The organism is Flavobacterium antarcticum DSM 19726 (assembly GCF_000419685.1).
Taxonomy (GTDB): domain Bacteria; phylum Bacteroidota; class Bacteroidia; order Flavobacteriales; family Flavobacteriaceae; genus Flavobacterium; species Flavobacterium antarcticum.
This window is the reverse complement of sequence record NZ_ATTM01000002.1, coordinates 363,866-376,305: the sequence shown is the minus strand read 5'-3', so window position 1 is coordinate 376,305 and position 12,440 is coordinate 363,866. Positions and strand designations below refer to the sequence as shown.

Annotated in this window: 13 protein-coding genes; 2 read left to right on the top strand and 11 right to left on the bottom strand. The window is 36.3% G+C overall.

Annotated elements, in window-relative coordinates; all coding sequences use genetic code 11:
* Positions 1 to 2: 2 nt before the first annotated feature.
* The 10 genes from YWA_RS0104785 to YWA_RS0104740 form a co-directional block, all read right to left on the bottom strand.
* Entirely contained in the window at positions 3 to 998 is a 996-nt protein-coding gene (locus YWA_RS0104785) for a cbb3-type cytochrome c oxidase subunit II (protein ID WP_022827360.1), read from the bottom strand.
* 10 nt (positions 999 to 1,008) lie between these two features.
* Positions 1,009 to 2,772: a cbb3-type cytochrome c oxidase subunit I gene (locus tag YWA_RS14660; RefSeq protein ID WP_022827359.1), complete on the bottom strand. Its 1,764-nt coding sequence runs from the start codon at positions 2,770 to 2,772 to the stop codon at positions 1,009 to 1,011.
* A 48-nt stretch (positions 2,773 to 2,820) separates the two neighbouring features.
* Positions 2,821 to 3,255 carry an RrF2 family transcriptional regulator gene (locus YWA_RS0104775; protein WP_022827358.1) on the bottom strand — a complete coding sequence of 145 codons (435 nt, stop codon included), beginning with the start codon at positions 3,253 to 3,255 and terminating at the stop codon, positions 2,821 to 2,823.
* A gap of 219 nt (positions 3,256 to 3,474) precedes the next feature.
* Positions 3,475 to 3,687 carry an HU family DNA-binding protein gene (locus YWA_RS0104770; RefSeq protein ID WP_022827357.1) on the bottom strand — a complete coding sequence of 71 codons (213 nt, stop codon included), beginning with the start codon at positions 3,685 to 3,687 and terminating at the stop codon, positions 3,475 to 3,477.
* Between the two features lie 36 nt (positions 3,688 to 3,723).
* On the bottom strand, positions 3,724 to 3,930 hold the full coding sequence (locus YWA_RS0104765) for a dodecin family protein (RefSeq protein ID WP_022827356.1): 207 nt from the start codon (positions 3,928 to 3,930) through the stop codon (positions 3,724 to 3,726).
* Positions 3,931 to 4,247: 317 nt separating this feature from the next.
* Positions 4,248 to 6,542: a DNA topoisomerase 3 gene (locus YWA_RS0104760; RefSeq protein ID WP_022827355.1), complete on the bottom strand. Its 2,295-nt coding sequence runs from the start codon at positions 6,540 to 6,542 to the stop codon at positions 4,248 to 4,250.
* Between the two features lie 204 nt (positions 6,543 to 6,746).
* Complete coding sequence (locus tag YWA_RS0104755; RefSeq protein WP_022827354.1) at positions 6,747 to 7,130, bottom strand: DUF3037 domain-containing protein; 384 nt, start codon at positions 7,128 to 7,130, stop codon at positions 6,747 to 6,749.
* On the bottom strand, positions 7,108 to 7,890 hold the full coding sequence (locus YWA_RS0104750) for a HipA family kinase (RefSeq protein WP_022827353.1): 783 nt from the start codon (positions 7,888 to 7,890) through the stop codon (positions 7,108 to 7,110). The genes YWA_RS0104755 and YWA_RS0104750 overlap by 23 nt, the downstream gene beginning before the upstream one ends.
* Before the next feature lie 64 nt (positions 7,891 to 7,954).
* Positions 7,955 to 8,149, bottom strand: a complete 195-nt coding sequence (locus tag YWA_RS0104745; protein ID WP_022827352.1) for a DUF3185 family protein — start codon at positions 8,147 to 8,149, stop codon at positions 7,955 to 7,957.
* A 183-nt stretch (positions 8,150 to 8,332) separates the two neighbouring features.
* Positions 8,333 to 8,887: a porin family protein gene (locus YWA_RS0104740; RefSeq protein ID WP_022827351.1), complete on the bottom strand. Its 555-nt coding sequence runs from the start codon at positions 8,885 to 8,887 to the stop codon at positions 8,333 to 8,335.
* Positions 8,888 to 9,240: 353 nt separating this feature from the next.
* Here YWA_RS0104740 and cls point away from each other — a divergent pair, with 353 nt between their 5' ends.
* Positions 9,241 to 10,695 carry a cardiolipin synthase gene (cls, locus tag YWA_RS0104735; protein ID WP_022827350.1) on the top strand — a complete coding sequence of 485 codons (1,455 nt, stop codon included), beginning with the start codon at positions 9,241 to 9,243 and terminating at the stop codon, positions 10,693 to 10,695.
* 3 nt (positions 10,696 to 10,698) lie between these two features.
* On the opposite strand, the gene YWA_RS14655 is transcribed toward cls, so the two are convergent.
* Positions 10,699 to 11,493 carry a hypothetical protein gene (locus YWA_RS14655; RefSeq protein ID WP_022827349.1) on the bottom strand — a complete coding sequence of 265 codons (795 nt, stop codon included), beginning with the start codon at positions 11,491 to 11,493 and terminating at the stop codon, positions 10,699 to 10,701.
* Positions 11,494 to 11,896: 403 nt separating this feature from the next.
* Here YWA_RS14655 and YWA_RS0104725 point away from each other — a divergent pair, with 403 nt between their 5' ends.
* Positions 11,897 to 12,439 (top strand): ferritin, encoded by a 543-nt coding sequence (locus YWA_RS0104725; RefSeq protein WP_022827348.1) that lies wholly within the window; start codon positions 11,897 to 11,899, stop codon positions 12,437 to 12,439.
* The last annotated feature ends 1 nt before the right edge of the window (position 12,440 follow it).

The following is a 12,440-nucleotide window of genomic DNA, read 5'->3' as shown; positions in this document are numbered from 1 at the left end:
ATTTATTTAATGGATTCCATTATTTTCTTCACTTCTTCTAACGACACCGGTTTAGCATCGTTGCCCCAACTTGACCTTTCGTGATTAATAATCGCCGTTACTTCTTCAGCAGTCAAATTATTATCGGTTCCCACAGCGTTCATTACTGCATATTCTGCTCTTGCATCGTAACCTTTCATTATGATGGTTACAAATAAATCTAAATCATCACCTAAAACAATTGGACTTCCTTTAATTGGCGGAAAAGCGCCTTTCAATCCTTCGCCATTAGCTTGGTGACAAGCTGCACAATTTTGTGTGTAAAGTGCGCCACCGTCAGGCAAATTGGCTACAGCCGAACCGCCTGCCACAACAGGAACTTCTTTTTTCTTGTACAAAAATTCCATTGGAAGTTTACCGTCCGGAAGAGGAGTTTGTTTTAGACTTTGCAGATAATTAACCAACTGAATAGCTTCTTTGGTTGCCACTACTTTTCCGTTGATTCCTTTGCTAAATTCATCCGGAACAACAACTTCCACTTCATCCTTGCCAACGGTTTGTTTGATTTCAAAAAGCCAAGGATAAGCCGGCATGATTGATGATTTCACAACCGCACGAGGTTGGTAAAGATGAAGTAAATTCCAAGCCATACTTGGTTGACGCGTTCCAATATTCGTTAAATCCGGTCCTGTTCGTTCAGTTCCCATCAATGTCGCCGTATTTCTCAAGAAGTCGATTCGTGTATTTGCGGCATAATCAGCTGCAATTCCTGGTCGGCTTCCCCACGGTTTGTCCATGTCTACATTTCGAACTTGTTGCGTATGACAAGCGACACACCCGTTTGCGATGTAACTCAATTTTCCTTGATGTGCATCAGCACTCATTGGTTCTGCATTGGGCAAAGGAGCATTATCCATTTGGTTATTCAATGCGGGAAGAATGGCCACAAAGATTGTCAAGAGGACAAATAAACCCAAAGCGGATAAGAATAGTTTTTTATGATTGTCGAAAAATTCCATTTCTTGTAAATTAATTAGTTAGACCTTGATTGTCCAATTCTTGTTGTTCCAATTCTTTTTTAGCTCTCAAAATATCAATTGCCGAAGTCGGAATGATAATGTCATCGTTTCGCTTAATCATTCTGTAGAAATTATAAGCAAATAAGATATGCGACAACCACATTAACGAACCACCGATGGCACGCCACAACCAGTACGGCGCCATTAATTCGACACTTTCAATAAATGGTTTTCCATCAATCCACATCAATCCACGAAGTGTTGAACCGTACATTAATGGGAATGTATAAAACAATAAGCCGATTAATGCCAACCAGAAATGCGCTCCAACTGTAATTTGCGGTGGTTCTTTTCCTGTTAATCTTGGCACAAGCGTATAAATGAATCCCCAAAGCATAAAACAGATAATTCCGTACATGGTTAAGTGTGAATGCGCGACTGTAAAATCAGTAAAGTGCCAAACTAAATTTGTAAATCTAAACGCTTCTGCAGTTCCTTGTAGCGAACCTGTGAAGTAAAATATAATTCCAATTAAGTAAAATGGAAGCGTATAACTGCTTGATAATTTGTGCCAAGAACCTTTAAAAGTCATTAAGAAATTTGTCGTTCCCGCAACTACAGGAATCACCATTCCAACACTTCCCACGATGGCAACTGTTTGCAACCACCACGGAATCGCACTAAAAATAAAGTGGTGTGTTCCAATTAAAGTGTAAAATAAGATCTGTGTCCAAAATGCCAAAATTCCCAAACTATACGAATAAATAGGTCTGTTTAATTGTTGTGGTAGGAAATAATACATCAAACCTAAACTGAAAAGCATAAACCACATTCCAACGCCTTGGTGCATGTAATATCCTTGAACGATGGTTTCGCCCAAACCATTTTGCCAAGTTGGCCAATACGCAACAATTGCAATTACCAGTACAAACATCATTGCGGAAACGATGTACCAGTTAGAAACGTAAATCTCCTTGGTGGTTTTTTTGGCAATTGTTTTTATAAAATTGTAAAGTGAAATAATGACTGCGATTCCGAACAATGCCATAACCGGCCAAACATATTCTCTATATTCTCCGCCACTATTATTGATTCCTGCCATAAGGCAAAGTGTTCCAAGAACTACCGAAGCATTAATCAGGATAAGTGAATAATAACCGGTTTTAATACTGTGAAGTGCGACATTACTTACTCTCGCTACCACATAATAACCGAGTCCAATCATGGCAATGGAAGCCCAACCCCAAAATACGGCATTGGTATGAACCGGTCTTAATCGACCAAAACTCAACCAACTGATATGGTCTGCATCAGGAGCGACAAATTTAATTCCCAAGTATTCTCCAACAGTTGTTCCGAATACAAGCCAAAAAGTAGCACAACCCAAATACCACAGAATCATTGTGGTCAATTGCGGGTCGACATCGTGTTTAGGTTGACTTTTTCGTTTTTCTTCAATGAAACGAACACTTCCTGCTTCATTAATATTATTAATCAATCCTTTTGAATCGACGGCAGGGGAGTTGCCCGAAAGTTCATAATTTGAAAGGCCGTATTCTAATTCTTTTTTGCGTTGTTCTAATTTGGACACTTGTTCCGGATCTAAATCTTTGACATACGCGTTAAAACGTTCTAATTCTTTTTTCTTGAGAAATTTTTCCATGATGGAATACAATTTCATGATTAGAATTCCAATACCGATTAGGACGGGTATTAGAATCAGTATAATCGTGATGATGATTCCGGATTCACTAAAGATGTTGGTAGTTTTCATTGTTGTCGTTGTGGGATGTTTCTATCCTCTATTAAATTAAAAATTTTGTTACCTTTTCAAGAAGGTGAGTCCTTTTTCTAAATCGTCGGCAAGTGCTTTAACGGTCGTCCTCTCGAGCATCATTTTGAGTTCTTCGCGGATGAGTTTGAATTGATCGTGTAACGGACAAGGCATTTCTTCGTTGCATTTGCTTAACCCTAAACCGCAACCCGTATAAATGTTGTCGCCGTCAATTACCTTTACGATGCTGCTTAATTTGATGCAATTCAACTCTTCTTTATCCATAGAAAAACCACCTAGAGGTCCCTTCCCAGAGTTGATGATTTTATTGCGTGAAAGTAATTGAAGAATTTTGGAAGTATATGCTTCGGGAGATTCGATGGCGTCGGCCACTTCCTTTAAACCTACTTTTCGGTCCAGTTGGGATTGTTCTGCAATATAAATGCAGGCTCTAATTCCGTACTCACAAGCTTTTGAAAACATAGATTTGAATTTTCGGTTTTACAAAGGTAAGTTATTTTTTTAGTAGTGGACAAGTTTGTCTGATACTATTTTTTGACTACATGAATATTTTAATTTCAAATAAAAGCTAAAATTCCTAAATATCAGTCACTTGTTCTTACGCTTTTAATTTAAAAAAAAGCACAAAAAAGGGCATTGTCTTTGAACAACACCCTTCAGCATTCTATTTTAAAAAAACAATTATTTCCCGAACATTCCGCCTAAACTGTCTTTAATTCCGTCGGCCATATTGCCTAAAGAAGAAGTATCGCCTTTCAGCAAACCATCTAATTGTCCGCCCATTCCTGCGGGAAGTTTTTCCTTTAGGAAATCGGTAACTACATTTACGGCAGTTTCTGCTTGTTCGTTCGAAATTCCTGTTTTTTCAGTAATCATTTTGATTATTTGTTCCATATAGTATGTATTTTAAATTTATAAATATTATTTTAATTACTCTTCACCAACCCGGAAGGATACTTTACAAATTACACCCCACGAATGAATCTTTCCGTCTTTAACGTGCACTTTAGTGTCTTTAATATAAACAGAATCAATATTGCGAACAGTTTTTGAAACCTCTGTTACTGCTTGTTGTACTGCGTCTTCAATTCCTTTTGTAGATGATGCGATTACTTCGATAACTTTTACAATTGCCATAATTTTTTAATTTTAAATGATTATTAATTTTATTGGTTGATTTATAGTTCGGATTTTAAATACAAGATGATTTTAAAAAAACTTCGTAGTTAAAAAACCGATTCTTAAAGATAGTAATTTCTTTTGAGGAGGGAAAGGTCGATTAAAACTTTTAATATTTTTTTGACATTATTTGGTGGATGAAAAATCTTTACCGCAAAGTTTCGCCAAGTTTACAAGTGTAGGTTTGATTTTGATCCGATTTAAGTTCGCAAGGAGATTTGCCTTAAAATGGAATGAGAGGAAATTATGAAGTAATAGCGATTATATTATAAACCTTACCTAACCGAATTCTTCAAAATAGCATACACTAATTCCTTGGATACTTTCTGATCGGCTAATTGATTCCGAACTTCTTCAAAAGTTACTTTAAAATCACAACCACTTTTATAACCGCTACATCCATAAGCCGTTTTTCCTTTTAAAACAGTTCCATTCTTGCATTTCGGACAAGTTAAAGAGTCGGGAGTTGGTTTCTCAATTGTCTTTTTTGGTTCTAATTTTAGTTGGAAGTTTTCATCAAAGCGAAGCAAACCTTCCACAGTTCCATTTTCTGTTTTGAAATCTTTTAAATTTACTGTCGAACCTTTTTGAAGTAATCGAACATACTGATTCTCCGATATTTTTTTGTCGGCAAAAGTAAAAGGCAGTTTAAAATCACAACCTGATTTGTATTCGCTGCATCCGTAAGCCGATTTTCCTTTTAGTAAATTTCCTTTTTTGCATTTCGGACACGTTTCAGCAGAAATTCCTGAAGTTTTTTTCTTTTCAACGACAGCTACTTTTTTCGGTGTATTTTCAGTGTGTGAAATATTCGCGCCTTTACGTTCCAATCGAACTTCAGCAACTAAATTGTCCACCATCTGCTTCATGTTTCTGATAAAAGCAGCAGCAGTAAATGTTCCTTTCTCAATGTCTTTCAACTGTTTTTCCCAAGAACCTGTCAGTTCTGCCGATTTCAGTAGTTCATTCTGAATCGTATCAATCAATTGAACGCCGGTTGGAGTTGGCAACAGCTGTTTTTTATTTCGAACAATATATTGCCGCTTGAACAAAGTTTCAATAATATTCGCTCGAGTGGATGGTCGGCCAATTCCGTTTTCTTTCATCAAATCGCGTAAATCTTCGTCGTCAATTTGCTTTCCTGCCGTTTCCATCGCTCGTAATAACGAAGCTTCTGTATAGTAATTTGGCGCTTTTGTTTCTTTTTCTAAAAATGAAGGTTGATGTGGTCCTTTTTCGCCGACGGTAAAACTTGGTAATAAGTCCGCTTCTTTTTCAACGGCATTTGGGTCTTCAAAAACAATGCGAAATCCTTTCTTCAGAATTTCTTTTCCAGTTGCTTTGAATTGAACTTCAGCTGCCTTTCCAAAAACTGTCGTATTGGCAACCAAACAATCGTCGTAGAAAACTGCAATAAATCGTTTGGTAATAATATTGTAAACCAGTTGTTGGTTGTATTGTAAATTTTGCTGAATCCCCGTTGGAATAATAGCATGGTGGTCCGTTACTTTTTTGTCGTTGAAAACTTTCGGTGACTTCTTAATTTTCTTTGCTAAAAGTGGCTGCGTCAAATTGGCGTAAGCCGTCAACTTTTGCAAAATACCAGGTACTTTTGGATAAATATCGTTAGGCAGGAAAGTCGTATCCACTCTTGGATAAGTAATTACTTTTTGCTCGTACAAAGTTTGTGCAATCTTCAACGTGTCTTCCGCTGAAAAGCCAAATTTGGTATTGCAATATACTTGCAAACCAGTTAAATCAAAGAGTTTTGGTGCAAATTCATTTCCATTCTTTTTTTCAACAGCGACAATTTCAAAATCACTTTCTTGGACTTTTTGTGCCAATAATTCACCCGCATCTTTTTTCAAAAGACGACCTTCTTCATAGCTGAAAAGCGTGTCTCGATATAAAGTTTGCAATTCCCAATACGGTTGAGGTTTGAAGTTTTCTATTTCTTTAAAACGGTCCACAACCATTGCCAATGTTGGCGTTTGCACTCTTCCAATAGAAAGAACTTGTTTGTAACCGCCGTGTTTGACCGTATACAATCGGGTAGCATTCATTCCTAAAAGCCAGTCGCCAATCGCTCGAGAAAAACCTGCATAATACAAATTATCGTAATTGGCAGACGGTTTTAAATTCTCAAAACCTTCCCGAATTGCTTCTGTAGTCAATGATGAAATCCACAATCGTTGCACTTCACCTTTGTAATTGGCTTCGTTCATCACCCAACGTTGAATGAGTTCTCCTTCTTGTCCAGCATCGCCACAATTGATAACCAAATCGGCTTTGTCAAAAAGACTTTTTATAATTTTAAATTGCTTCAAAATTCCGGCATTGGGAACGACTTTGGTCTCAAACTTTTCAGGAAGCATCGGTAAGTTGTTCAAATCCCAACTTTTCCAATACGGTTTGTAATCGTTCGGTTCTTTTAGCGTGCACAAATGACCAAAAGTGTAAGTAACCGCATAACCATTGCCTTCATAATAGCCATCTCGTTTGGTATTCGCTCCTAAAACGGATGCAATTTCTCGTGCGACACTTGGTTTTTCAGCAATACAGACTTTCATTTTGGAGTGGAATTTTGGAAGCGCAAAGTAAGAAATTGAATTCTTAAAAAGGTCTAAAAATTAAGGTTTAAAGTTTAAAGGTTTAGGTTTTAAAGTTTGAAGTTTTGGAAGGCAAAAATTTAATTTACTTTATCGAAACCTCTATCTTTTCAGGTAATTGTACAATCTTTTGTAGCTCAAGTCTTTCAATCTTTCAATCCTTTTTTACAAAACTAATTCTTGAAACAATTTCTCAAAAGTTCCATCTAAATCTTCGGACAATCCAGCATGTGGTCGCGAAGTTTGCAGTACTGAACTTCGCACCGCCGTCAACCATCGAAAGCGTTCGGGTGTTTCTAACTGTCCAATTCTTCCTCCTAGTTTGTTTCCTTTAGCTGTATTTTGAAACGATTCGAGATAAGTTTTTACATCTTCAAGCTCGATTTCAGTATTGAAAAGATTGAACTTCGATTCGTTGATTTGAAATTCCATGCGGATGTAGCGTTGTCTTTTGCAAAACAAAATGAGGCCGACATTGATGAACTCTTCGCGTTCTACTTTTGGCACCACGCGAACTACGGCATACTCATATAAGTGAGGCTCTTGCATTTTGTGCTTGGTTTACAAAAGTATTTGCGTGTGATTTTCGCAACACTAAAAATTGATAATAAATAGCTCGTATTTCGTCAGGAGTTTGTTCGTTTCCTTCCCAATCCAACCAGTCATCGGGAAGATGATCAACAATGGATTTTAACTTTTCGTCGGTTAAAAGTGTTTGAAATTCTGTATTGATTTCTTCAAGTAAAGTCGCTTGCGGAAGCAACACATGATCTTTAATTAACGCAAACGGACTCATCGCGTGCTTTTCCCAATTCTCCCACGAATGGTGAAAATAGAAAGCGGCTCCATGGTCAATGAGCCATAATTCTTTGTGCCAAAGTAAAAGGTTGGTATTTCGAAAAGTGCGGTCGACATTCGTAATAAAAGAGTCGAGCCAAACTACTTGCGAAGCTAATTTGGCATCAACTTCTTGTGTATTGGGATCAAAATTTAAAGCACCCGAAAGAAAGTGCAAACCTAAATTAAGTCCACGACTTTTTTGTAATAATTCTTGAATTTCCTCATCAGCTTCGGTGCGACCAAAAGCTTCATCAAGTTCAATAAAAACCAACTCAGGAACGGGTAAACCCATTGCTCGAGCGATTTCACCACCTAAATATTCGGCTATTAATGCTTTTGTTCCGTGACCGGCACCTCGAAATTTGAGTACGTATTTAAAATCGTCATTGGCATCAGCCAAAGCCGGTAACGAACCGCCTTCGCGAAGTGCTTGAATGTATCGCGTAACGTGAACTGTTCTTAATTTCATTTCTAATTGGAATTAAAACCATCAAAGAGAAAAGCTCTCGATTTGGCAGACACAAAAATACAGCTTATTTTTTCTTAACCATCGCAAATAATCCAGCAATAGCAACGACTACACCAATAATTAAAAAGGTCAATCCCGTTTTATCTTCCATTCCAAAGAATTCTTTGATTTCAGATCCCGCTGAATTCATGTGGTTGAATCCGTAACCTGCTAGTGCGATTCCTACTACTAAAATGATGATTCCTGCTGCGTTTTTCATAATGTTTTGTTTTTATTGGTTAAAAATTTTATTAAAACTAACTAAATTTAAATAGAATTGCAAGATAATTTTTGAAAGGAGTGGAAGATAGAAGGATAGAAAGATAGAAGGATTGACAATTATTCAAAGAAAAAACTCGAAGCTTTTCAACTCCGAGTTTTATCTATTAAATAATTTTATTTTTTATAAGAAGAAATATCCCACTGAAAATTGGAATACTGAATTTTTATTACTGTCGTTCAGTCCCTTAATTTCGTTTACATCTGATAAACCAAAATTATAACGCGCTCCAAAATTCAGTCCATTATCCAATTTATATCCTAAACCGACATTTAGACCTAAATCTACTTTCGCTAAATTATCTTTGACATCGTTACCTAAATATTTAGCAGAAACTAAAAAGCCAACTTGCGGTCCAGCTTCAAGACTTAAACCTTTTGCTACATAATATTTCGCCATCAATGGAACATTAATATACCTTAGTTCTATAATATCATCATTAAAACTTGTTCCCTGACCAGAAAATAATACTTCGGGTTGGAACGAAAATTTCTCTGTTAACTTTATTTCCGCCATTGCACCAATGTGAAATGCGGTTACTGCATCAAAAGAACTTGAATTATCACCCGTTGCCGTTGCGATATTAATACCTCCTTTAAGTCCGTAGTTCAAGTCTTGTGCGTTCATACTTGCAAATCCCAAAATAGTAAAGGCTGCGACTGTCAAAATTTTTTTCATCTTGTTTGTTTTAATGATTTATTTAAGCCAAATTAAAAACATTATCTTACTACGAAAATTGATTTTAAAGTAGTTTTAACGAATTTAACTGTAAATTAAGAATTAAATTAACGTAATAACTTCTAATGATGGAGATAACGCTTCATTCCATAGCTGTGAAGTGAAGTTAAATACCAAAGGACTTTTAAGTTTTGCCGTTTAATAGAATATTGCAAATATAAAATAGAGACTTTATCGGGAGTAGTTTAACTACGAAAGAAGGAAAATATTTTAGCAATTAAAAAGTAGGTATCAAATCGCATTCATCTGCAATTTTTTATAGTACCTTCACTTTTAAATAAATTATAGTGCAAATGACTTGGCTCATTCTTATTCAAATTCTATACGGTCTCTTGGTTTTTTTAGTAATTGCGAAAGTGTTGTACGACACCCGAAGTGGAACGAAAGCGCTGGCATATATTCTGTTTATTGTCTTGGTACCGGTAGTAGGAATGGTGTTTTACTTTTCCTTTGGTATCAATTACAGAAAGAAAGTATTGTACGACAGAAAGATGGTTGACGACGAAGTACTGCTGCAGAAGATTATAAATAAAGTGCGCAATTATTCGCAAGAAGTAGCCGATTCACATTTGATGAACAAGCAATATCGTGGCTTAGCAAAGCTGATTTACAATGTAGGGAATAGTCCGCTGACTGCAAATAACAAAGTCGAATTGTTGCGCAATGGTGAAGAAAAGTTTCCCAAAGTTCTTGAGGCACTTCGGAATGCGAAATCAAGTATTCATTTAGAATATTACATTTATGAAAATGATACAACAGGCAATCAAATTGTGGATGTATTAATTGAAAAAGCAAAGGAAGGAATTGAAGTTCGCTTTATGTACGATGATTTTGGAAGCCATGGATTGAAAAATAATATCATTAAGCGACTGACCGAAAATGGTGTACAAACGGCTCCTTTTTATAAAATTAAACTTTATGCGTTCGCTAATCGGATCAATTACCGGAACCACCGTAAAATCATTGTTATTGATGGATTGACTTCTTTTGTGGGTGGAATTAACATAAGTGATAAATATCGGAATGATTTAGATAACGGAAACAAATTGTTTTGGCGTGATACGCATTTGATGCTTCAAGGTCCGGCAACTTTTTATTTGCAATACACTTTTTTGTGTGATTGGAATTATTGCAGCAATCAAAAATTAATATTCGATCCGAAGTATTTTCCTACGCCAGAAAATCAACAAGAAATTGAGGGCGAAATTGTCCAAATTGTTTCTTCAGGTCCCGATTCTGATTTGCCTTTAATTTACTATTCTTTGATTGATGCTTTGGCTTCAGCCAAAAAACAAATTTGCATCACAAGTCCGTATTTTATTCCCAGTGAAAGCTTAGTAGACGCGTTAATTATGGCATGCGAAAAAGGAATAAAAGTCAAAATTCTTGTGCCAGGCATTTCCGACTCCAAAATGGTGAATGCTGCAGCTCGAGCGTATTACACCGAAATTTTGCAACACGGTGCCCAGATTTATTTATACAATAAAGGATTTGTGCACGCCAAAACAATGGTCGTGGATGAAGATTTGGCCATCATCGGTTCAGCAAATATGGATTACCGCAGTTTCGATTTGAATTTTGAAGTGAATGCAATGGTGTACAGTTCTAAAATTGCACGCCAACTCCTTGTGGCTTTTGAAGATGATTTGAGTTTCTCAGCGAAAATTGATGCAAAAGCATGGCTCGCGCGACCAAAAAGGTTTCACCTCTGGGAGAAATTAGTGCGGTTGTTATCGCCCTTTTTATAGTATTTATTTTAGTAAAAAAAAGGAACTAAAACCACCTTTACGAAATTTAGAAAAAGCATCAACAGCACACGCCAGGAGTAGCGTAACCGCCCCGATATAAGCAATGTTCGCTACATTTTCGGCGGCTTCTTGATTCCGAACGCCAATGGCAATCAATGCCCAAGCACCCACAACTGCAAATTCACGTAAGTTTCTGCTTTTAATTGCCCAAATGTTGACCAGTACTGCTACCACAATCATAACAATTGCCCAATTGTCTGCTGCAATTCCAAAGCCGTCCCAATTGATTTTAAATAAATAGGCTGAAATGTTCGCGATACTTGCCACAGTTACCCAACCCGCATAAAAAACAAACGGCCAAGCTATAAAAATCATTTTTGTGAACGGTTCTAAATCCAACTCTAATCGGCATCTAAAGATAATTTGCAGTAGCGAATAAAGAAGGAGCAGGATGAACAAACACGAAAGTCCCGTATAACCATAAATCCAGAGAAATACCCAAGCGCTATTGGCAATGCAAGAAATAACAAACCACCATCCAATCTTTAAAACGACTTCATCCGATGAGGTATTTGACGAAAATAAACTCTTTCCTTGGTAGAAAATAAAGCCAATAAGGAGTAGATAAATAAATCCCCAAATGGCAAAAGCATAACCCGCTGGTGTAAATAAGGTGGTCAAACCATTAGATACATCACCAATCGTTTTGCCGTTGAGCAAACCAGTATTCGATAAATAATTAATGATTATAGTAGCAACTAAGGCGATTCCGTTGGCAATTTGTAAGGTGCGTTTCATAAATGGTTTTTATTGAATTTAAAATTACAATATTTTAGAATTAGAAACACTAAATATGGAAAGTGAATTTTTATCACGAAAAAGAAAGGTATTTTCACACTGATTGCACCAATTAACACAGATTGAAAATAGTTTGATGTGTTTTGATGATGTTCAAAAAAGGTACTAAATCGTTGATGAATTAAATAATTTTAAAAAATTGGTAACATTCGTATGAAGAAAAATAATCGTGGTGTTGCATTTATTTGAAGACAACTAATTATTTAAAGACATTTTAAATTGTTGATTTTAAAGGCTGTAATTCTTAAATTTATTATAAAAAAAATAAGACCACGGCTAATAATTTGTAATTTAGATACCGTTTCAAAAACGAAACACACTCTATAATCAAAAATTCAACGCTATGAATGACAGAAGAATCTCCGAAAAAATGGAACAATTACTCAACAAACAAATGACACGCGAGGCTTATCAAGCACAAGTGTATTTGTCTTACGGCTCTTGGGCAGAAGTAAATAGTTTTCCAGGAATTTCGACATTTTTATACAAGCACTCGAACGAAGAGCGCGAACACATGTTTAAATTTTTAAAATATATCAATGATAGAGGCGGAAAAACCACGATTGAGGCGATTCCGGCTGCTCCTGTAAATCCAAAAAATATTGGCGAATGCCTGAATGCAATTTTAAAACATGAAATTGAAAATTCTAAAGAAATTGATAAAATCGTCAATTTAGCACACGAAGAAAAGGATTGGGCTACGTTTAATTTTGGACAATGGTTTGTAAAAGAGCAGATTGAAGAAGAAACGTTAATTAAAGACGTGATCGATAAATACAATTTGGCTTCGACCGAAACGGCGAAGAATAATAACTTGTATGAAATGGATAAAGATTTAGCCGTTGCTTCTCAAGAGGGAACTTTGCCTCGAGAAGAAACGCTTTAAG

What these genes read in the sequence shown, in the direction of transcription:
- YWA_RS0104755 (WP_022827354.1), bottom strand. Translation starts at nt 7,130, where the DNA reads ATGCAAGAGCCTCACTTATATGAGTATGCCGTAGTTCGCGTGGTGCCA.
- YWA_RS0104765 (WP_022827356.1), bottom strand. Translation starts at nt 3,930, where the DNA reads ATGGCAATTGTAAAAGTTATCGAAGTAATCGCATCATCTACAAAAGGA.
- YWA_RS0104775 (WP_022827358.1), bottom strand. Translation starts at nt 3,255, where the DNA reads ATGTTTTCAAAAGCTTGTGAGTACGGAATTAGAGCCTGCATTTATATT.
- YWA_RS0104725 (WP_022827348.1), top strand. Translation starts at nt 11,897, where the DNA reads ATGAATGACAGAAGAATCTCCGAAAAAATGGAACAATTACTCAACAAA.
- YWA_RS0104745 (WP_022827352.1), bottom strand. Translation starts at nt 8,149, where the DNA reads ATGAAAAACGCAGCAGGAATCATCATTTTAGTAGTAGGAATCGCACTA.
- YWA_RS0104770 (WP_022827357.1), bottom strand. Translation starts at nt 3,687, where the DNA reads ATGGAACAAATAATCAAAATGATTACTGAAAAAACAGGAATTTCGAAC.
- cls (WP_022827350.1), top strand. Translation starts at nt 9,241, where the DNA reads ATGACTTGGCTCATTCTTATTCAAATTCTATACGGTCTCTTGGTTTTT.
- YWA_RS14660 (WP_022827359.1), bottom strand. Translation starts at nt 2,772, where the DNA reads ATGAAAACTACCAACATCTTTAGTGAATCCGGAATCATCATCACGATT.
- YWA_RS0104750 (WP_022827353.1), bottom strand. Translation starts at nt 7,890, where the DNA reads ATGAAATTAAGAACAGTTCACGTTACGCGATACATTCAAGCACTTCGC.
- YWA_RS0104760 (WP_022827355.1), bottom strand. Translation starts at nt 6,542, where the DNA reads ATGAAAGTCTGTATTGCTGAAAAACCAAGTGTCGCACGAGAAATTGCA.
- YWA_RS0104740 (WP_022827351.1), bottom strand. Translation starts at nt 8,887, where the DNA reads ATGAAAAAAATTTTGACAGTCGCAGCCTTTACTATTTTGGGATTTGCA.
- YWA_RS0104785 (WP_022827360.1), bottom strand. Translation starts at nt 998, where the DNA reads ATGGAATTTTTCGACAATCATAAAAAACTATTCTTATCCGCTTTGGGT.
- YWA_RS14655 (WP_022827349.1), bottom strand. Translation starts at nt 11,493, where the DNA reads ATGAAACGCACCTTACAAATTGCCAACGGAATCGCCTTAGTTGCTACT.